Annotated in this window: 20 protein-coding genes; 8 read left to right on the top strand and 12 right to left on the bottom strand. The window is 65.3% G+C overall.

The genetic code is table 11. The features are described 5' to 3' along the window. Nucleotides 1-90: 90 nt before the first annotated feature. Nucleotides 91-591: a hypothetical protein gene (locus tag ACHQ4I_RS29280; RefSeq protein WP_420775096.1), complete on the top strand. Its 501-nt coding sequence runs from the start codon at nt 91-93 to the stop codon at nt 589-591. 56 nt (nt 592-647) lie between these two features. Beyond that, on the top strand, nt 648-1,826 hold the full coding sequence (locus ACHQ4I_RS29275) for a cytochrome P450 (protein ID WP_420775095.1): 1,179 nt from the start codon (nt 648-650) through the stop codon (nt 1,824-1,826). A 37-nt stretch (nt 1,827-1,863) separates the two neighbouring features. Here ACHQ4I_RS29275 and ACHQ4I_RS29270 read toward each other — a convergent pair whose 3' ends face one another. The 5 genes from ACHQ4I_RS29270 to ACHQ4I_RS29250 form a co-directional block, all read right to left on the bottom strand. Then, a complete protein-coding gene (locus ACHQ4I_RS29270; protein WP_420775094.1) occupies nt 1,864-2,088 on the bottom strand; it encodes a hypothetical protein in 225 nt (74 codons plus the stop codon). 46 nt (nt 2,089-2,134) lie between these two features. Next, a complete protein-coding gene (locus tag ACHQ4I_RS29265; RefSeq protein ID WP_420775093.1) occupies nt 2,135-3,361 on the bottom strand; it encodes a cytochrome P450 in 1,227 nt (408 codons plus the stop codon). Between the two features lie 135 nt (nt 3,362-3,496). Then, nucleotides 3,497-3,916 carry a MarR family winged helix-turn-helix transcriptional regulator gene (locus ACHQ4I_RS29260; protein ID WP_420775092.1) on the bottom strand — a complete coding sequence of 140 codons (420 nt, stop codon included), beginning with the start codon at nt 3,914-3,916 and terminating at the stop codon, nt 3,497-3,499. Next, the gene (locus ACHQ4I_RS29255; protein ID WP_420775091.1) at nt 3,906-5,282 is read right to left on the bottom strand and encodes an MFS transporter; all 1,377 of its coding nucleotides are present in this window, start codon (nt 5,280-5,282) and stop codon (nt 3,906-3,908) included. Before ACHQ4I_RS29255 ends, ACHQ4I_RS29260 begins: the two co-directional genes overlap by 11 nt. A gap of 228 nt (nt 5,283-5,510) precedes the next feature. Beyond that, nucleotides 5,511-6,062, bottom strand: coding sequence for a DUF8020 domain-containing protein (locus tag ACHQ4I_RS29250; protein ID WP_420775090.1), 552 nt, complete (start codon nt 6,060-6,062; stop codon nt 5,511-5,513). A 313-nt stretch (nt 6,063-6,375) separates the two neighbouring features. On the opposite strand from ACHQ4I_RS29250, the gene ACHQ4I_RS29245 reads away from it, so the two are divergent. From ACHQ4I_RS29245 to ACHQ4I_RS29235, 3 genes are read left to right on the top strand one after another with little or no spacing between them, the layout of a single operon-like run. After that, a complete protein-coding gene (locus tag ACHQ4I_RS29245; protein ID WP_420775089.1) occupies nt 6,376-7,425 on the top strand; it encodes a DUF2235 domain-containing protein in 1,050 nt (349 codons plus the stop codon). Then, nucleotides 7,404-9,338, top strand: a complete 1,935-nt coding sequence (locus tag ACHQ4I_RS29240; RefSeq protein WP_420775088.1) for a gluzincin family metallopeptidase — start codon at nt 7,404-7,406, stop codon at nt 9,336-9,338. Before ACHQ4I_RS29245 ends, ACHQ4I_RS29240 begins: the two co-directional genes overlap by 22 nt. 7 nt (nt 9,339-9,345) lie before the next feature. Next, nucleotides 9,346-10,584 carry a ComEC/Rec2 family competence protein gene (locus ACHQ4I_RS29235; RefSeq protein ID WP_420775087.1) on the top strand — a complete coding sequence of 413 codons (1,239 nt, stop codon included), beginning with the start codon at nt 9,346-9,348 and terminating at the stop codon, nt 10,582-10,584. A 110-nt stretch (nt 10,585-10,694) separates the two neighbouring features. On the opposite strand, the gene ACHQ4I_RS29230 is transcribed toward ACHQ4I_RS29235, so the two are convergent. The 5 genes from ACHQ4I_RS29230 to ACHQ4I_RS29210 form a co-directional block, all read right to left on the bottom strand. After that, nucleotides 10,695-11,606 carry a haloalkane dehalogenase gene (locus ACHQ4I_RS29230; RefSeq protein ID WP_420775086.1) on the bottom strand — a complete coding sequence of 304 codons (912 nt, stop codon included), beginning with the start codon at nt 11,604-11,606 and terminating at the stop codon, nt 10,695-10,697. A 160-nt stretch (nt 11,607-11,766) separates the two neighbouring features. Beyond that, a complete protein-coding gene (locus ACHQ4I_RS29225) occupies nt 11,767-12,210 on the bottom strand; it encodes a TIGR03618 family F420-dependent PPOX class oxidoreductase (RefSeq protein WP_420775085.1) in 444 nt (147 codons plus the stop codon). A gap of 152 nt (nt 12,211-12,362) precedes the next feature. Continuing rightward, on the bottom strand, nt 12,363-12,797 hold the full coding sequence (locus ACHQ4I_RS29220) for a hypothetical protein (protein ID WP_420775084.1): 435 nt from the start codon (nt 12,795-12,797) through the stop codon (nt 12,363-12,365). After that, entirely contained in the window at nt 12,794-14,488 is a 1,695-nt protein-coding gene (locus ACHQ4I_RS29215) for a hypothetical protein (protein WP_420775083.1), read from the bottom strand. Before ACHQ4I_RS29215 ends, ACHQ4I_RS29220 begins: the two co-directional genes overlap by 4 nt. Continuing rightward, the gene (locus ACHQ4I_RS29210) at nt 14,485-14,907 is read right to left on the bottom strand and encodes a hypothetical protein (protein WP_420775082.1); all 423 of its coding nucleotides are present in this window, start codon (nt 14,905-14,907) and stop codon (nt 14,485-14,487) included. The genes ACHQ4I_RS29215 and ACHQ4I_RS29210 overlap by 4 nt, the downstream gene beginning before the upstream one ends. Nucleotides 14,908-15,177: 270 nt before the next feature. Between ACHQ4I_RS29210 and ACHQ4I_RS29205 the strand changes: the two genes are divergently transcribed. Both ACHQ4I_RS29205 and ACHQ4I_RS29200 read left to right on the top strand, forming a co-directional pair. After that, on the top strand, nt 15,178-15,813 hold the full coding sequence (locus ACHQ4I_RS29205) for a class I SAM-dependent methyltransferase (protein WP_420775081.1): 636 nt from the start codon (nt 15,178-15,180) through the stop codon (nt 15,811-15,813). Nucleotides 15,814-15,902: 89 nt separating this feature from the next. Then, the gene (locus ACHQ4I_RS29200) at nt 15,903-16,295 is read left to right on the top strand and encodes a hemophore-related protein (protein WP_420775080.1); all 393 of its coding nucleotides are present in this window, start codon (nt 15,903-15,905) and stop codon (nt 16,293-16,295) included. Between the two features lie 39 nt (nt 16,296-16,334). On the opposite strand, the gene ACHQ4I_RS29195 is transcribed toward ACHQ4I_RS29200, so the two are convergent. Together ACHQ4I_RS29195 and ACHQ4I_RS29190 are read right to left on the bottom strand one after the other, a co-directional pair. Continuing rightward, complete coding sequence (locus ACHQ4I_RS29195; protein ID WP_420775079.1) at nt 16,335-17,495, bottom strand: sensor histidine kinase; 1,161 nt, start codon at nt 17,493-17,495, stop codon at nt 16,335-16,337. After that, entirely contained in the window at nt 17,492-18,148 is a 657-nt protein-coding gene (locus ACHQ4I_RS29190) for a response regulator transcription factor (RefSeq protein WP_420775078.1), read from the bottom strand. The genes ACHQ4I_RS29195 and ACHQ4I_RS29190 overlap by 4 nt, the downstream gene beginning before the upstream one ends. 150 nt (nt 18,149-18,298) lie before the next feature. Here ACHQ4I_RS29190 and cqsA point away from each other — a divergent pair, with 150 nt between their 5' ends. Further along, nucleotides 18,299-19,537 (top strand): alpha-hydroxyketone-type quorum-sensing autoinducer synthase, encoded by a 1,239-nt coding sequence (gene cqsA / locus ACHQ4I_RS29185; protein ID WP_420775077.1) that lies wholly within the window; start codon nt 18,299-18,301, stop codon nt 19,535-19,537. Nucleotide 19,538 lies beyond the last annotated feature (1 nt).

Here is a 19,538-nt window from a genome sequence, read left to right as displayed (position 1 = left end):
GTAACTCGGCTGTAACCGTCCGGCGAGCCGGAACGATGCTCGCATGGATAAATTATCCGAAAGCCACTATCCCAGAAAGGAAAGCACCCCGTGGGGCTGTTCTGCAGAGCCGTCTTCCTGGACGCCGACCACAAGTTGATCGGGTATCTGGAACCCAAGGTCCGATTCATGAAACGGGCCTGGATCGGCGACGACTTCGTCCAGGGTGTGGAGCGCCTGCTGACGGTGCCGACACGCGTGGTGTGGGCGGGGCCGCAGCCCCGTCCGCGCGGGGTGCGGACCGATCAGAGCCTGTACGACAAGGCCGCCTCGGTCGCCCCACTGGTGGCGCCGCAGTACGGCTTCATCGGCCGCTACATCCTCAACCACGACAAACGCACCTATGTGGACAAGGCGACGGTGCTCGGCAGTGACGACCGCAATCGCATCCACCCGCTGCCCATGCTGACCGCCGAGGGCGCGGGCTGCGACGGCGGCCGAACCGGCGGTGATGTCGCGCTGGTCGGCGCGTGGGCGGGGGACCGGATCTCGATGAGCGCCACCGTGCCCGCCGGATTCGAGCCACTGAAATACAACCTCGTGCCGAACTAGCCCATGGTCGACTACGGTCGACCATGTCAGCTCGACCCGCGGCACGGAGGCATCCCATGCAGATGCGTTACAGCCCTTACGATTTCGACGTTCACGAGGACCCCTACCCGTACTACGCCCGGCTGCGCGAGCAGGCGCCGGTCTTCCGCAATGCGACCGACGACTTCTGGGCGCTCTCGCGGCACGCGGATGTGCGTGCCGCACTGCGGGATTCGGATCGGTTCTCCAGCCGCAACGGCTTTCGGATGGAACCCGCGTTCTGGGGACCGCAGGCCGAACAGTTCTTCTCCTTCGTCGCCATGGATCCGCCGAAACACACTCGGCTGCGCGGTCTGGTGACCCGAGCCTTCACTGCCCAGCGGGTGCAGTCGATGCAGCCCCGGCTGCGCGAGATCGCGCGTGGCCTGTTGACGCCGCTGATCGCCGCCGGGAGTTTCGATCTGATGACCGATTTCGCGGGAACCTTTCCCGGCGAGGTGATTTCGGAGTTGGTCGGCGTACCCGAGGCCGATCGCGCCCTCGTGCGCGAACTCGGCCGCGAGATCATGTACACCGATGAGGAGACCACCGATCTGCGGCCAGAGGCGGTGCAGGCGGTTGGCGCACTGATCGGCTATTACACCGAGCTGACGATCGAGCGGAGTAGACACCGCCGCGACGATCTACTCTCCGGACTGCTCGACGCCGCCGACAACGACGACCGGCTGACGCCGGAAGAGATTGTCGGCGTGATCATTCTGCTCGTCGGCGCCGGGATCGAGGCCGTCATGCTGACGCTCGGCAATATCTGGCATGCCGGGTGGCGGCATCCGGACCAGCGGCGCGCGGCATTCGACGGGCGCATCGATGACTGGATCGCCGAGTCCATGCGATGGGATCCGTCATCGCAGAACTTCCTGCGCACCACGACCGAATCGATCGAGCTGCACGACGTGAAAATCCCTGCGGGGGAACGGATCCTACTGATCACCGGCTCGGCCAACCGCGATCCGGAGGTCTTCGACAACCCCGACGCCTTCGATATGGACCGCGACACCAGCGCATCCCTGGTCTTCGGCAGCGGCCGTCATCACTGTCTCGGCTCGAGTCTCGGACAACTCGAGCTGCGCATCGCCCTGGAGGAAATCGTCGGCCTGGTCGCCGATTACGATATCGACCCCGAGCGCATGCGGCGGATCCACTCCTCGAACAACCGCGGCTTCGCCGCACTGCCGACTCAGGTCACCGCACGCTGAAAGAGCAGGGTGAGCGCGCCAGCCGAACAACTGCCGATCAGAGCCGCGGATCGAAGACCAGCCGGAAACCGGTCAGTCCATGCTCATCACCTGAGGCCCAGAACTCTCGTCCCGGCAACTCGTTCTGCGGCAGCCCGGCCTGCTCGGCAATCTCGGCCGCCGGTACCCACATCGGCGCATGCGGCGGATGCCACGGTGTCTGCACCTGCGCCCGATCGCCGAACAACAGGATCACCCGCACCCGCACTGGTTCCGGATCCATGAATACATGATGCGCGCTCGGAACCGGTTTGCCGAGCTCGCACGCATCAATCGAAACGTACTTCCCATCGTTTTATCCCGTTGAGCCATCCGGAGCGCAGATGTTCGGGTTCGGCGACCTGACTGATATCGGGCATGGTGTCGGCGATGGCGTTGAACATCAGGTCGATCTCGAGCCGGGCCAAGTTCGCGCCGAGACAGTAGTGTGTGCCCGCACCGCCGAATCCGACATGCGGATTGGGGTCGCGCAGGATGTCGAAGTCGAATGGGTTCTCGAAGGCGTCCTCGTCGAAATTGGCCGAGCTGTAGAACAATCCCACGCGCTGGCCCTTGCGGATCAACTGCCCGCCGAGTGCGACATCGCGGGTCGCGGTCCGCTGGAATACCGAGACGGGCGTGGCCCAGCGGACGATCTCGTCCGGCGCGGTGCGCGGGCGCAGCTGCTTGTAGAGCTCCCATTGGTCCGGATGATCGACAAATGCCTTCATGCCGTGCGTGATCGAGTTGCGGGTGGTTTCGTTCCCCGCCACCGCCAGCAGAATCACGAAGAACGCGAACTCATCCGACCCCAGATGCTCACCGTCGATATCGGCGTTCACCAATTGCGTCACGATATCGTCGGCCGGGCAGGCCCGTCGCTCCTCGGCCATGGTCCAGGCATACCCGGTCAATTCCAGCTGCGCGGTCGTCGCATCGGTGGCGTACTCCGGATCATCGGCGCCGATCATCTGGTTCGACCAGGTGAACAGCTTCTTGCGGTCCTGCTGCGGCACCCCGAGCAGTTCGGCAATGGCCTGCAACGGCAATTCACAGGCGACCTGCTCCACGAAATCGCCGCTGCCGGACTTCTTGGCCTCGCGCACAATTCGGTTGGCACGTTCGGTGAGTGCCGCACGCAGACCCTCCACGGCGCGCGGTGTGAAACCCTTGGAGACGATGCGCCGATTCTTGGTGTGCACCGGCGGGTCCATATTGAGCAGAATCAGCCGCTGCATATCGATCTGGGCGCGGGTGATGTCGGGCTGATAGCGGATGATCGCGCTGTTCTCGGTCGAGGAGAAGATCTCCGGATGCTTCGAAATCTCCTTGATGTCTTCGAGCTTCGTGACCGCCCAGTAGCCGCCGTCGTCGAATCCGCTGGACCGGTCGGGCTGGGCGCACCACCATACCGGCGCGGTCCGGCGCAGTTGCGCGAATTCTTCGGCAGGCCTGCGTCTGGCCCACAGGTCCGGATCGGTGAGATCGAACCCGGCGGGAATCGATGGCGTGGCCATGGCCACCTCCCAGAGCTAGAACGCGTTCTACAATCGATTGAAGCACAGTGCGCCGCTCTGAAATGGTGAAACCGCGCGGCGGTGTTCGCGGCGGCGGAATATGCGGCGTGACGGATCGAGGGGCGGTCTCGGCCGTCAGTGCTCGAGCTTGCGCAGCAGTTCGTGCAGCGTGCGCAGGTCATCGGGGGAGAGGGCGGCGACCGCGGGCGGTGCGGGATCGGGGGTGGCCATGGCCTGGGCGAGGACCGCCCGACCGGCGAGGGTGATCGAGACCTGTTTGCGCCGGCGGTTGGTCGGGTCGATCTCGCGGTCGACCAGTCCGAGTTCGTCGAGGTTATTGACCGCGACCGTGGTCGCCGGCGCGTCCATGCCGGTGGCCTGCGCGATCTGATTGAGCGTGAGCGGTCCGGGGCGCAGGCGGCGCAGGATGCGAATCCGGCTGAACGGCAAGCCGGTTCGTTCGGCGACGGCGCGCTTCCAGGAGTCGCGGGTATCCATCACCAGGTGGGTCAGTTGTGCCCACACCACATCGGCGGTGGGTGCGTCATCCGGCATGCGCGGGGACCTTCTCTTCCAATATCGGGGCGACGCGATCGCGGGACCGGGCGGCCCACCGGGTGTTCGCGACTACACCGAGTATGGCGATCCCCGCGGTGAACACCGCGATCAGCCACCACAGACCGGCTCCGGTCAGCGCACCGCACAGCGCGACACCGATGCTCACCCCAACCTGTCTGCTGGTCGAGGCCACCGCCGCCGCGGCGCCCGCGCGATCCAGTGGCATCCCGCTGACCGCCGCCGTCGTGATCGGCGCATTGACCATGCCGAAGCCGACTCCGAAGATCGCGAAGAGGGTGACGAGCTGCCAAACCGGCGTGGTCGCGTCCAGCCGGGTCAGTAGTACGGCGGCAACGGTCATCGCGGTACCCGCCGCGAGCAGCGAGGGTTTGGTCCCGTAGCGCCCGACCAGACGTCCGGACAGCGGCGAGAAGATGAGCGTCGCGACCGCCATCGCCATGTACAGCAATCCGGTGTGCACCGCCGAATAACCGCGCACCCCTTGCAGATACAGCGAGCAGGTGAACAGGAACGCGCCCAGCGCCGCGAATGCGAAGATCGCGGTCACCGTCGCCGACGTGAACGGCACACTGCGGAAGAACCGCAGATCGATGAACGGATCCGTGCGCCGCGATTCCTGCCACAGGAAGGCCGCGAAGGCCACCGCCGAAACCGCGAACACCACCGGCAGCTGTTCGATCAACCCGAAGACCAATGTGAACAGAAATGCGATCGCCAGCAGTTGCCCGATCGGATCGAGCCCGCGCACCGTCGCCGACTTCGATTCCGGCACAAACAGCGTCGTCAACACCAGCGCCAGCAGACAGATCGGCAGATTGATCCAGAACACCGACTGCCACCCGAGCGAATCGATCAGCACACCGCCGACTATCGGGCCCAGCGCCATCGAAATGCCGACCACGGCACCCCAAATGCCCACCGCGCGAGCGCGTTCCACCCTCCCGGTGAATACCTGCGTAATGATCGACATCGCGACCGGATTGAGCATCGACCCACCGATGGCCTGCAAAAACCTTGCCCCGATGAGGGTTTCGATGGTCGGTGCCAGACTGCACGCCAGCGACCCGAGTGCGAACACCACCAGCCCGATCCGGAACACCCGCCGTCGCCCGAACCGATCGGCCGTCGCCCCCGCGAGCATCAGCAGGCTGGCGAGGGTGAGTGTGTAGATATCGATGATCCACTGCAATCGTTCCAGTGGCGCATCCAGATCCGCCCGAATCGCGGGCACCGCCACATTCACGATGGTCGAGTCCATCGACACGATCAGCAGGCTCAGACAGCAGGTCGCCAGCACCAGCACCTTCCGGCGCGGTGTCAGCTCGACAACAGTTGTGTTCACACAATGATTGTGTGGCTACAACTGTTCCGAACGCAAGGATGCGGACACGGATGTGATCCGCGGAACAGATATCGATTGAGGCGATGGGGCGAGAATCGGCGAGCTGGTCAAGAAAGCGATGAGCTGAGGACCGACCGTAGGAGTATCCGGCAGACGCGGGCGGGCCGGGCGGCCAATGGGCGCCCGGCCCGCTTGTCATTGTTTTCGATTACCTCCACTGGGTGATCATCACGGGAAGGGTGTGAAGAAGCCGATCGTCGCACCGATCGCTGCGCCGATGGCGCATCCGATGACGGCTCCGATCAGGAAGAACCAGATCCCGACCAGAATGCCGATCGCGCAGCCGATGCTCGCGCCGACGAAGATCGAAATCGGTCCCCAGGCCTGCTGCACGCCGGGCATGTTCTGTGATGCCACGGCCTCATTTGTCGGTCCGCCGACCGGTGTCAGGGTCAATTGCGTGCCGGTGCTGTCCAGTGACGGCGTCAGCGCGAAAGTTTGGCCGGTCTCCATGCGCAGTGTCGTCGGGATGGTGCCGACTACCGTGCCGTTGTCCGCGAGGACGGTGATCCCTTCGGGTGTGGTGGCGAATCTGCCGGAGGCGAGGCTCACCAGGGCGCTCGAGTGATCGGCGGCGAGCGTCGTCGTGTAGGCGACCGGGCCGTCCGAGCCGGTGAGGCTGACATCGGTCAGCATCGCCTCGCCGTGTCCGGTCGCGGTGGCTATGCAGGTCGCCGCGATCGCCATGAACGCGGTCGCTATCAATTTCTTGACGAACATTGGACTTCCAATCTTTCCGATTTTCCCCTGACGTTCCCCGACAAACGACGGGATAGCTATAATGATGCTCCGTCGAATTGATCGCTGTCGATGGGATGGTGGGGATTACCTAATTTCCGAACTGTAGTCGGTTTCTATCTAATTTCCGAACTATGGTACGGTTTTCTCCCCGATCTGAATTGAATTGCGTTGAGTCGACTTCGCAACTTCGCAATAGCGCCAATGGAGCGCCGGAAAGTCTATAGGCGATCGGGCGAAATTCAGGTATAGCACTACTCGATACTCGCCGACTCGACCGGCGCACACTCATGGTGTGTCCACCGAAGCCGCGGGTAAGAACATCATCATCTGTCTCGACGGGACCGGTAATCAGGTCCGCGCCACGGGTAATACGAATGTGGTCCGCCTCTTCGAGATGCTGGACCTGAGCGACTCTGCGAAGCAGATCGCCTACTACGACCCGGGTGTCGGTACGTTCAGCGCTCGGGGAGCATGGTCGCCCGCGGCCCGGTGGTTCTCGCGAATACTGGGACTCACCGTCGGCAGCGGTCTGCGTTCGAATCTCGCCGAGGCCTACACCTATCTGATAGAGCACTGGCAGGTGGGCGACCGGGTGTTCGTTTTCGGATTCAGCCGCGGCGCGTATACCGCGCGAGCCCTCGCCGGACTGCTGCATCAGCCGGGCCTGTTGCGGCCGGGCAGTGAGAATCTCGTCCAGTACGTTGTCAGCGCCTACACGCGCAAGACCACGGACTGGCCGGAACTGCGCAGGTACGCCCGCACCTTCTGCTCGAAGACCGCGGACGGCGCCTTCTCGATTCCCATCGAATACCTCGGCGTATGGGACACCGTCAAGGCGGCCGGTCTGCTCCGCTGGGAACTTCGATGGCCATTCACCAGGCAGGTTCCCAATGTGGTGAAGGCGTACCACGCCGTTTCCATCGATGAGAAGCGCCGTCCGTACGAGGAATATCTGGTCAGGCCCAAGGGGGACCGGCCGATTCTCACCGAGGCCTGGTTCGCCGGTGTCCACTCGGACGTCGGCGGGACATTCGAGGACGATCCGAAGCTGGCCGAGGTCGCACTCAAGTGGATCACCGACGGTGCGCTCGATGCCGGATTGCTGCTGCGTACCCGGGCGTACCTGGACACCTGTGCCGTCGGCGCGGCGCATGCGAACGGCCGAGTGCACCGGATGGGGCGGATCTGGGCCCTGCTCACCTACCGTCGGCGCAAGGTTCCGGTGGGGGCCCGGGTGCACGCGAGCGTGCGGTCACGGTGCGAGACCGACTCGAGCTATCGGAAGCGAATCCCCCAAGGTGTCACGTGGGAGGACGAGCAATGGATGAAATTGCGGATGTAGCGGTGCGCGCGAGCGCGAGTTCGGATGGTGCGCCACGGGATAACAACAGGACACGGGTCGACGGCAATAACAGAATCCGCCGACCGGCGCGGCGCAGACTGCGTACTTTCGCGCTCGACCCGATGTCGACGCGTCTATCCGGGCAGTTCCTCACCCTGGACATCCCGTTCGAAGACATCAAGGGACCGGGCCCCGACGGTGACCTCGTGCAGGTGGTCGATTTCGACGCCAGCCGCAACGAATGGTACGAGCCGGTCGACCTCGACGATCCGTATGTGCTGGCGCAGGACGGAATTCGTCCGTCAGAGGGTGACCCCCGGGCGCACCAGCAGGTGGTATACGCGGTCGCGATGAGTGTCATCGAGCGGTTCGAACGGTTCATGGGACGTCGATTCCGGTGGCGCGGCGACCAGATCCTACGTCTCGTGCCACACGCCTTCGAGGGGCAGAATGCCTATTTCGATCCTCAGCGCCGCGCCGTGCTATTCGGCTATTACCAAGCCGATGCCGAGAATCCCGGCCGGAATCTCCCCGGACAGGTCATCTTCACGTGCCTGTCGAGTGACATTGTCGCGCACGAGGTGACGCACGCGATCGTGCATCGAATCAGGCGGCTGTACAACGAATCCACTAACCAGGATGTCTTCGCGTGGCACGAGGCCGTCGCCGACCTGATCGCACTGTTCCAGCACTTCGCACACCGAGATGTAGTACTGGACGCAATCGCGACCACGTCGGGAGAACTCGAGAACAGCACGGGGTTGCTGGACCTGGCCACCGAATTCGGCGAATCCACCGGGCGCGGCGCGGCATTGCGTTCGGCGATAAAGGACCGGAGCCGAACGCCCGACGGATTTCGCGCGGCAAAAGAGCCACACGAACGGGGCGCGTGTTTCGTAGCGGCGGTGTTCGACGCGTTTTTGGACGCTTACCAGAACTCGATCGCAGACCTGCGGCGGATCGCCACCGGAGGAACCGGAGTGCTACCGCCGGGACGGCTGCATCCGGATCTCGTATCTCGGATCGCCGATGAGGCGGTGAAGACCGCCGACCGGATTCTCGGGATGGTCGTGCGCGGCTTCGACTACCTCCCGGTGGTAGACGTGACGTTCGGCGATGTCGTGCGCGCCATCGCCACCGCGGATCGTGGCCTTTACCCGGAGGACCGGCAACATCTTCGCAGCACTCTCGTGGAGGCGTTTCGGCGGCGCGGCATCTGGCCGAAGAGTTGCACCTCGCTGAGCGATGAAGCTCTGGTCTGGCCAAGGCCGGATACCGGGCTGAACCTCAGCGAAGGCGAGCGCGCCGTGGACTTGTCCACGGTCATGCTGTCCGCATCGCAGGATCTGGACCCGATAGGCAATCCGGGCGATTTACGAACACCCGCCATACCCGACAGCCAGAGCGCCTCCGGTCCGTGCCATTCCCCGACCAGGCGATCCGTTTTCGCGCAGGTTGCCGCGGAGGTCACCGCATGGGCGCATGTGAATGCTCCCCAACTCGGGCTGGATCCGAACTTCAAAATCAGCTGCGAAGGAGTCCATGTCTCATATCGATTGGCGGGTGATCGGTTACCGCGTCCCGAATTGGCCATTGCGCTCCTGCAGCGCCGCAAGGATCTCGAAGACTCGGACCAGGGCAGGCAACCGGTGATCCGTGCCGCCACCGCGCTCGTCGTCAGCGCCGACGGGGAGGTGGACTACGTGATCCCCAAGCCACTGCCGCTCAGCGACGAGCTGCAGGCCGATGGCGAAGCCGCCCTGCTGCTGCACCGCGCGGGACAGCTGCGGCTCGATGCGATGCGCGAATGGTTCGCGCAAGTGGAAGCCGACGACGCGCTGAGCGCATGGACTGCCGAGCACGCAATCCATCGCCTCGACTTCGCGGCGATCCACGCGCAAACAGATGAGTAGGAACGACATGTCAACGCCGACAACAATTGCCGTTCGGATGTACAACGTCGGATTCGGCGACGCCTTCACCGTGACGGTGCGGCGCAACGACGAAACGTGGCGGATGTTGGTCGACTGCGGTGTACACAGCCAGGGCCGGGCGCGCCCGATCCGTGACTCCGTGCAGGCGATCATCGCCGACCTCACCGAGGCCGAACCCCACCACCGACCGCATCTCGACACCGTGGTCGCTACCCATCACCACGCCGATCACATCGCCGGATTCGCCTGCCAGGAATGGGAGCAGGTCACCGTGGACGAGGTGTGGGTGCCATTCGTCGAGGACCCCGAGGACGCGGACGCGCGACGGATCCGTAGCGGGCAGGCCGAGGCCGCGAACGGCCTGCTCGCGCTCATCGGCAGGCGTCGCATGTCCGCGATAGTCGAACAGGCACACGCGTTCGCGCTGAACTCGCGCGGAAACGCCGCCGCGACCGATCGTCTCCTGGGCCGCAATCAGAGCGGGTTCGCCGCACCGCACCGCGTGCGGTTCCTCCCGAGCACAGACGAAGCGGAGAACAAGATCGCCGTGGATCGCGTCGGGCTCGTCGCGCACATCCTCGGGCCGCCGCGCGATGCGCGATTCCTGAAGCGAATGGATCCACCCGCGAAGCAGTCGTGGCCATTGGCACGGGCAGACGCAACCGCGAAGGGCGACGACGGCAGGCCGACACCGCTGTTCAACCGGCGCTACATCGCGCGGGATCCCTTGCCGGGCCGCCTGCCCCGAGCGAAGGATGATCTGCGGCTGGACAAACTCGTCGACGATGACGACCGACTGCTGCGCGCCGCCTCGATTCTCGAGAACGCGGTCAATAACACCAGCATCTTCTTCGTCCTCGATATCTCGGGAACCCGGCTGCTCTTTCCCGGAGACGCGCAGCAGGGCGCATGGGAGCACGTACTGTCCGACCCGAGCAATGTCGATCTCGTTTCCCGGCTAGCCCTGTACAAGGTCGGACATCACGGCTCGCACAATGCCACTCCTCGACATTTCATCGAAAAGGATTGGCAGACACACGGATACGCGATGGTCCCGTTCGGCCGGGTCGAGCGATGGGCGAACACCATACCGAAGCAATCACTGCTCGATTCGCTCGAGAAACACGATCACACCGTCATCAGAGCAGACGAGACACCCGATGCCGTCCCCGGCGAAATCGCCGTCAACGGCGACCTGTGGACCGAGGTAACACTCACGGCCTGATCCAATTACTGCGACGTGAGCCGTCCGGCCGACCTCGGCCGCGCCGAACGTCGAGATGCGCGAACGTCAATGGGAACCAGACATATTCACGACCATGCCCCCGAACCAGCCTATCGCGCGGTCGCGCGGACAAAGTCGACGACGACCGCGGCGAGTTCTTCGCCCTTGTCCTCCTGGAGGAAGTGCGCCGCGGAGGTGATGGTCACCGGCGGATGTCCGGCGGCACCAGGGATTTTCGAGCACAGCACCTTATCCGCGCCGCGGGTGATGGGATCGGAGTCCGAGAAGGCACACAGGAACGGGCGCTCGAAGGTTTCCAGCGCAGCCCACGCGGCCCGGTTGGCGGGTGCGGCAGGATCGTCCGGACTGACCGGAACCAGTAGCGGGAACTGGCGGGCGCCCTGCTTGTAGGTGTCGTCGGGGAACGGAGCGTCGTAGGCGGCGACCACCTCGGGGGTGAGGTCGGTCAGGCAGCCACCGTTGACGATCTTCCCGGCTCGAAAGTTGGGCGTTTCCTGGCTGAAGCGCTGCCAGGCCAGGAACGCATCGCCGGGATGGCGGTCACCGGTCGGCAGGAATGTGTTCGCGGCGACGACCCTTGCGAAACGTTCGGAATGTGCACCGACCAGGCGCAGCCCGATCAATCCGCCCCAGTCCTGACACACCAGGGTGATCCCGTCGAGGCCGATCGCCTCGACCGCGGCCCAGGTCCAATCGACGTGCGCCTGGTAGCTGTAGTCGTCACGGTCGGCCGGCTTGTCGCTGCGGCCGAAACCGACCAGATCGATCGCGATCGCGCGCAGGCCCGCCGCCACCAGGACCGGGATCATCCGCCGATACAGGTACGACCAGGACGGTTCGCCGTGCAGCAGCAGCACGACCTCACCATCGGGTGGGCCCTCGTCGAGGTAGTGCACCCGCAGCACGGTGCCGTCACCGGCCGCCACTTCGACGTAGTGCGGTTCGAACGGGAAGTCGGGCAGTCCGGCGAACCGCTCGTCGGGAGTTCTCAATATCCGCATGACCCAATCCCTTTCGCCGAGTGCTGCCGCGCCCAGATAGCTTCTGCTGTATCGGCCTCGGGTCCGAGGAGTTCCGTCGAGCGTAGTCGAATGGCGGTCGCAGACGCTGCATTCAACCGCCGTATCGCTGCGCTCGGCGAGCTGAGCTATCGGCGCGGCACTAGCTTGCGTTGCTGTAGATCCGGGTTGGGGCGATGAGGACGGCGGCGCGGCGTTCGGCTGCCATCACGCGGTCGTATTCGTCCCAGTCTTCGTGCTTGCCGCCGGCGGCGGTGAACACGTCGCGCAGCAGTAGGCGCAAGCCCTCGGCGTCGATCCATGGCTGCGGGTCGTCGGGGCCGGCGATCTGGGCGCGGCCCTCGACTGTTGCCCAGGCCCAGCCTCGGCGAAAGGTGGTGGTCACCTGCGGTCGGATGCGCAGATTGGCGAGTTTCACCTTGCCGTAGGTAACGAAGCCGAGGACCGGCTGGCCGGATAAGGGATGGTCCAGCAGCCCGACATTGACCAGCGAGGACTGAATGGTGTCGTCGGATCGGAGGGTCGAGACGACGGCGAGACCGTTCTCATCACGAGCGAGCTCGGCCGCCTGTGCCAGTGTGGTCATCACATCTCCCATGGTTGTGTGCCCACCAGATCCTCGCATGCTCGGTTGTGCGCCCGCCAGCACAACGACCCGGCCGTTCCCAGGTCCTGAAGGACGAGCGCCAGCGGATTTCTGACGAGAACTCTTGCAGCGCAGAATATCTCGAAGCGGACCTAGCCGCCCTCGGCCGGTGCACCAGGGCCCCCGTCGCCCGGCTGGCCGGGGTGTAGCGCCTGCTGGCGAACCTCGATCAGCAGGGCCACCGCCTCGAGCCAGCGAGCGAAGAGGTCGTCGCGAGCGATATCGGGGTCGGGGCCGGTGTGGGCGGCAGACATCCATTCCCGCACGAGCTGGGTGGGCTGGTCGCCGATGAGCGGCTCGGGGAGCTGCAACGAGCCGTCGAGACCGAGCGAGCGGACGCAGCCGGCCAGGAATCGCACTGGATGCGGGCCGACGCCGAGGTCCTGGGCCGCCAGTGATGCGGCGATGGCGGCCTCGGCGAAGAGGATTCGGCGAGCCGGTCCCGGTTCGGGCATACCCGCCACGAGTGCGGCGGGCACGTCGAGTCCGCGCAACTCCTCGTGTGAGCGGCCCATGCGCCAGTTCATTGCGGTACCTGCACTTCATAGGGAGTGGGCATGCCGCCGTCGGGGTTGCCGTCTGCCGAGGTGAGCGCGCCCATTCGCCCATCGACGAACTGTTGTGTCGTAACCCACTGGGTGTAGCCCCATGGGTTGTAGACCTCCAGTTGGTTGTCGTGGGCACCGACGATCACCATCTGGTGGGCTGACGTCTGGGAGTAGATCTCCGGCCTGTGGTGTGGAATCGACCGGTCCACAACTAGTTCCGTACCGGATACGTCGACCGGTACCGGCTTGCCCGCGCTCGCCGCGGCCTGGATGCCGGGCAGGGCGGCCTGACGGGCTGCCGGGTCGTCCAGCGACTGGATCTGGTAGGTGCTGCCAGTGGCGGGGGAGAGTAGGGAGCCGTCGAGCGCCGCTTGGCCCTTGGGCCCGATGCCGTTCGTCGTGTTCGGGTGGGCCACACCGTCGGCGGTCTGCCCGACGTCGTAGTTGTGGAGGTAGAGGTTCTGCAACCGGTTGTGCACCGCGTCGAGGCCGTCGTTGCCGACAGGGGCGCCGGCGACGGCGGCGGGCCCCCGACCGGTCGTGACCCCCAGCATTTGCACGGGATCGGCGCTGAGTTTCGCCACCACGGTCGACGCGGCGACGCAATCGCCGTAGCCGCCCTGACTGTAGAAGCTGTAACCCACCTTTGCGCCCGGCTTGACCGGCATCCAATCGACGCCGTCATAGCTCAACACCTTTCGATTATCCGATCCCGGAGCGGTGTTGCCGGAGTGGACCTGGGGGTTGAGATGTTTGGTCAACCAGGGGAGGTCGTTCCCGAACGGGTGAATGACCTGGTCGAATGCGGCGATCTGGCCGGTGTCGTAGCCCGCGGCCAATGCTTTCCAGAGATAGGCGGCCTCCTGCGGCGACTGCGCGTCGGCCACGAGCTTCTCGAATGCCGCACGGTCGGCGGCCGACATGGTGGCGAGTTGCTGGGAGGCTCTTGCCATCGCGGCCGGACTGAGAATGCCTGGGTCGGCGAGGGTCCCGGCACCATCTCCGGTGTAGGCCAGGCTGACGGCGCTGAGCGGGTCGACCCCCGGGGCGGTGATCTGGCGTGCCCGAGCCGCCAGGGCGGACTGCTTCAGCGCGGTGATCGCGTCGTTTGCGGCGTCGTGGGCCAGGTTTGTGGCGGCGAGCATGTCGCGACAGCCTGATTTCGCCTGCCCCAGAGCTTTCAGCAAGCTCTGGGGCCGCCGCATCGGCCCGAAGCGGGGGTTGTCCGGGGGTAACGACTTCACCAGGTCATGGGCTTCGTTCAGCTGCTTGCGGCCGTCCCCGTCGCGCTTCTGGGCCTCGCCCAGTTTGCTTGCCCACGTGGTCAGCGTGCTGTGGCCGTCCTTGAACCCGGTGACGATATTCGTGCCTTGAAAGGACGTGGCGCGCAGCGCTTGCGCGGCGGTTTCGGCCGCCGCGCCCCGCCACGCCGTGGGCAACGCCGACGCGAACACATGCATCAGGTCCGTCGCGGCGGTCTGGGTGGTGTCCATGGCCGCCTTGTAGATTGCCGCCTGATTGTCGACCGTGCCACGGTTGCCCGCAGGCGCCGGAACCAGCAGGGCGGCCTTGATCAGTCCTTTCAAATGCGCCGGTGTGCAGTATGCGCCGGAGATCTGGTCCAGCTGGTCCAGCACCAACTTCAGGGCCGAGGCCCCGTCCGGGCTCATAGGTCCGGCCGGTGCGTGAGGCGGCGGGGTCCCGGAGGGGTCGTGTCATTGTGCCCGGACCCGTCGTTGGTGTTCGCCCCGTCGATCGGGTCGCGGGTGATGGCCGCTCCGCCGCCGTGGTCGGTGTGCTGGTAATCGGTGCTCGCCACGGGGAGCATCCCCGCCAGCGCTCCCAACGCCTGCATGGCGAATACGGCCTCGCCGGCCCAGGCCTGGTGGAATTCCAGCCACGCCTGCCCGACGGGACCGAAGTCGCCCTGGGAGTGGCCGGGCGTCTTCGGATTCGTCGCCACCACGGTGGACATGTGATCGCACGCGCGGGCCACGCCGGAGACGGTGTCCGGGAAGGTTTCCGGGTCGAAGTACAACGTGGGTGTGCCGGCGCCTGAACCGTCGGGCGGAATTTGTTCGGGCGGCATACTCGCTCCTTGTACAGCAGGGTTGACGTGACGGTATTTAGCACGGAGATGCGCTCCGGCGCTTGCCGGGTCTTGCCGGTCCTGGGAGCTTGCCGCTGATCCGGAAAGCCTTGGGGCCAGGCCGAACCATCCCGGCGGGGCGAGGCGTCCGGTTCGGCGACCGCGCGCAGGGCCGCCGAGTTCGGTGCTATTGCCGCAGAGGCGCCTTTGCCGAACCCATTGGACGGGCGGGATTGACATGAACCAGGGTTGAGGTTGAAGGCTGGAGACATGATTCGGCCTACTGAGTTCTGGAATTCGGCTTACGACAATGGTTCCGCGCCGTGGGTGATCGGGGAGCCGCAGCCCGCGGTGCTCGAGCTGATCGAGCACGGGTGGATTCGTGGTGCGGTGCTCGATGTCGGGTGTGGGGCCGGTGAGCACACCATTCGTTTGACCGAGCTCGGGTATGACGTGCTCGGGGTGGATCTGTCGCCGAGTGCGATCGCGTATGCCCGCGCCAATGCGAAAGAGCACGGGGTGGTCGCGCGGTTCGAGGTGGCCGATGCGCTGGAACTCGGGGACGAGCCTCGCTACGACACCATTGTCGATAGCGCGCTGTTTCACGTATTCGCCTATGACAACGGCGATCCGAGCGATTACGTCCGCAGTCTCCGGCGCGTACTGAAGCCCGGCGGGCTGGTCCATATCCTCGCGCTCTCGGACGCCGAACCGGGCTTCGGCCCGCGCATCAGCAGGACGGCGATCTCCAGTGCGTTCGGCGCAGGCTGGGAGTTGGCGGAGTTGAAGTCCGCACGGTATCGCGGGCGAGTGAGCGAGACTGTCACGCAGGCCGAGGAACTCGGCCTCACCAGGGGCAGCATTGTCGACGAGGCGGCCTGGCTGGCCCGCGTGCGACGTTCCTAGCGCTGTCCAAACACCCTGCCTGGTGGACTGGCATCGGATCACGGGATTGCCTGCCGTGATCCGATCGCCAATGGAAAGGGTCACTCGTAATGACATTCACCCGTACCGGAATCATGCGAACCGCCGTCGCGCTCGGCGGTCTGCTGGCGGCGGGCGCGCTACTGGTTCCCGCGACCGCTTCGGCGCAACCGGGCGTCGGCGGCGGACTGATCGAGACGACATGCACCTTCGCCCAGGTGGACGCGGCCATTCACGCCGAGGCGCCCAAGCTGGCCGAGCGCCTGGACAGCCATCCTGAGCGCAAAGCGAAGCTGCAGGAATTCCTCGCACTGCCGGTCGACCAGCGCAAGCAGCGTGCCCAGCAGTGGCTCGACAACCACCCGAATGCGCGGACCAAGATCGAGGAGAAGCGCAACTCGCCCGAGGGGCAGAAGAAGATCGACAAGCTGCGGGAGATCGCCAACAGCTGCCACAACTACTGAGCCGAGTGCGGGCGGCGCTACCGGGCGCCGCCCGCCAGGTCAGATCGTGACCGTGACGATCAGCCCGCCCTCGGGTCGAGCTTGCGCCCGCACGTCGCCGCCGTGCGCATTCGCCACCGAACGCACGATCGACAAGCCCAGTCCCGCACCGCGAGTGTTCGGCGCATGGTCGGACTCGGCGATCCGATCGCCGGAGGCCAGTCGGCGGAATGGTTCGAAGAGGCCGTCGACCTCGAAGGCCGGTACGACAGGGCCGGTATTCTCGACCACGAGTTGGGCTTTGCCTTCAATTCTCGCCGATCTGATTGCGACCCAGCCGTTTTCGCTGACGTTATAGCGAATCGCATTGTCCGCCAGGTTCTGTGCGAGACGTTCCAGCAGTACCGGGTCGCCGGAAACCGGAGCCGCCGCGATATCGGTGCGAATCTCGATACCGGCCCGCCCGGCGGCATCGCCCGCGACGGCGACCACCCGTCGGACCACCTCGGCCAGATCGACCCGGACGCGTTCGATCAGCCGCTCCTCGCTGCTCGCGAGCACCAGCAACCCATCGATCAACCGTTCGTGCCGATGGTTCACCTCCAGCAGCGTTGCCCCGAGCCGACGCGTCGACTCCGGCACGTCGGGATCATCGAGCGCCACCTCTATCAGCGTGCGATTGATGGTCAGTGGCGTGCGCAACTCGTGCGAGGCATTGGCGACGAAACGCCGCTGACCGTCGAAGGCGCGATCCAGCCGCTCCAGCATGGCGTCGAAAGTGTCCGCCAGATCCTTGATTTCGTCATCGGGCCCGGTCAGCGCGATCCGCTCGTGCAGACTGCGATCGGCCACCCGGCGCGCGGTCGCGGTGATCTGTTGCAGCGGATGCAATGCTCGCCCGGCCAGCAGCCAACCCAGTCCACCCGCCGCGATTCCGATGGCGCCGAGGGAAACCAGCGACCAGACCAGCATCGCCTCCAGGGTGTCGCGGCGCTCCTTGGCGGCCTGCGCGGTCAGCGCCTCGTACAACTCCTCGGACACGACCGGGCGGTTGCGCTTGGCCAGCCACTCGCGCACGAGCCGCTGCGCACCCATCCCGTAGCGCCGATCCAGCGAACGATCGAGATAGAAGTACATCAACGCGACCAGGATCGCCCCGGCGATGAAGAACGCGCCCGCGTACAGCAAGGTGAGCCGCAGCCGAATAGTGCGGCCCCTCATCGGATGCGGTACCCCACGCCCGCCTCGGTCTCGATCACCGGCGGATCGCCCAGCTTCCGGCGCACCATCATGATCGTGTAGCGCACCACCCCCGTGAACGGATCGATGTTCTCGTCCCATGCCTTCTCCAATAACTGCTCCGCCGACACCACCCCGCCATCGGCGCGCAGCAATTCGGCCAAAACCGCGAACTCCTTGCGCGACAACGAGATCGGCTCACCGTCGCGGGTGACCGACAGTCGATGCGGATCGAGTCGAATGCCGGCGCGCTCGAGCACCAGCGGCGTCGCGGGCCGCGATCGCCGCCCCAGCGCCTGAATTCGGGCGACCAGTTCGGCGAAGGCGAACGGCTTGGTCAGATAGTCGTCGGCGCCCAGTCCGAGTCCGGCGACGCGCTCGGCCACCGCCGCCGCGGCCGTCAGCATCAGGATTCTCGCGTCGCTCCCGGCCTCGGTCAGCCAGGTGCAGACGGTATCGCCGGACACCGTCGGCAGATCGCGATCCAACACGATCACGTCATAGTCGTTCACGCCGACCCGCTCCAGCGCATCGGCCCCGTCGTACACCACATCGACCGCCATCGCATGCCGCCGCAGCCCATCGGCTATCGCGTCGGCCAGCAACCGCTCGTCCTCGACCACCAGTACCCGCACCCGACCATCGTGCCTGTTGATCCTGTTAGGACGCTGTTAGTGCGACATGCCCGGGCCAACTTGGCGATTTCGGCGCATGCGGCGACGGGTAATGATTCAATCTGCTCGATGTGTGCTCTGTAGTAGCTGATAGCAGTGAAAGGAGTTCAGATGACTTTGTCGGTCGCCGACCGCATATTCCTTCGCGTCAGTGCATTCCATACCGAACGGATTGCGGCCGCATGGGGCGGACGGCATTTGCTGCACGGCCGTAAACCGACGCTGGGCGACGTCGTGCTGACCAGCAACGACTATCTCGCGCTCGCCCGCGAACCGCATATCGTCGGCGCGATGTGCGCGGCGCTGCAGAACACGGGCGGGCCGGTGGCACCGTCCGGTGTCTTCGTGCACGGTCTCGACCACCCGCAGATCGCGCTGGAAATGGCGCTCGCCGAACATATGCGGGCGGCGGCCGGAATTCTGTGTCAATCCGGCTGGGACGCCAATGCCGGATTGATGCAGTCGATCGCCGACCCGTACACCCCCGTCTACGTCGACCACATCGCCCACATGTCGCTGTGGCATGGTGCGAAAACGGCTGGTGCGCCGGTGTATTCGTTCCGGCACAATTTTCCGGGCCATCTGCGCGAGGAGATCCGCAAACACGGTCCAGGAATCGTCGCGGTGGACTCGATCTACAGCACCAATGGCAGTCGCAGTCCGCTGACCCAGATCTGTGACGTCGCCGACGAGACCGGCAGCGTGCTGGTGGTCGACGAATCGCATTCGCTGGGCACCGACGGACCGTACGGTGCGGGCATGGTGGTCGCGCTCGGCCTCGTGGACCGGGTGCCGTTCCGAATCGCCAGCCTCGCCACGGCTTTCGCCGGACGCGCCGGATTCATCGCGGCGAACAACATCGATTTCGTCGACTACTTCAAGATGGAGTCCGATCCCTCGGTCTTCTCCGCGACGCTGCAGCCGCACGATATCGCGGGCCTGGCCGCGACACTCGATGTCATCCGCGTCGACGACTGGCGGCGGATCCGGTTGCGCGAGGTCTCCGCCATCGTGCGCCGTGCCCTGATGGCATTGGAGTTCGATCTGGAGGGTTCGGCCAGCCATATCGTCGCGCTGCAGACCGGTCCGGATAAGCGCACCATGGCGATCAGCGACTTCCTGGAGGCCCGTGGCGTTTTCGGCTCGGTCCTGTGCTGGCCCGCCACCGCGCACGAACGTTCCCTCATCCGGTTCGCGCTGCACGCCGGGCTGACCGATATGCAGGTGGACCGGCTCATCCAGGTCTGCGCCGAGGTTCGCGACACGTTCGGTGCGATGGCTCCGTTGCGGCATGAGGCGCCGAGGCCCGCGACGACTCCGGTCGAACCGGCCCTGGTGCCGACCCAGTGAG

The organism is Nocardia nepalensis (assembly GCF_048910785.1).
In the GTDB taxonomy this organism is placed as follows: Bacteria; Actinomycetota; Actinomycetes; order Mycobacteriales; family Mycobacteriaceae; genus Nocardia; species Nocardia nepalensis.
Note: the sequence above shows the minus strand (reverse complement) of the source record. Positions and strands in the feature narration are given on the sequence as shown.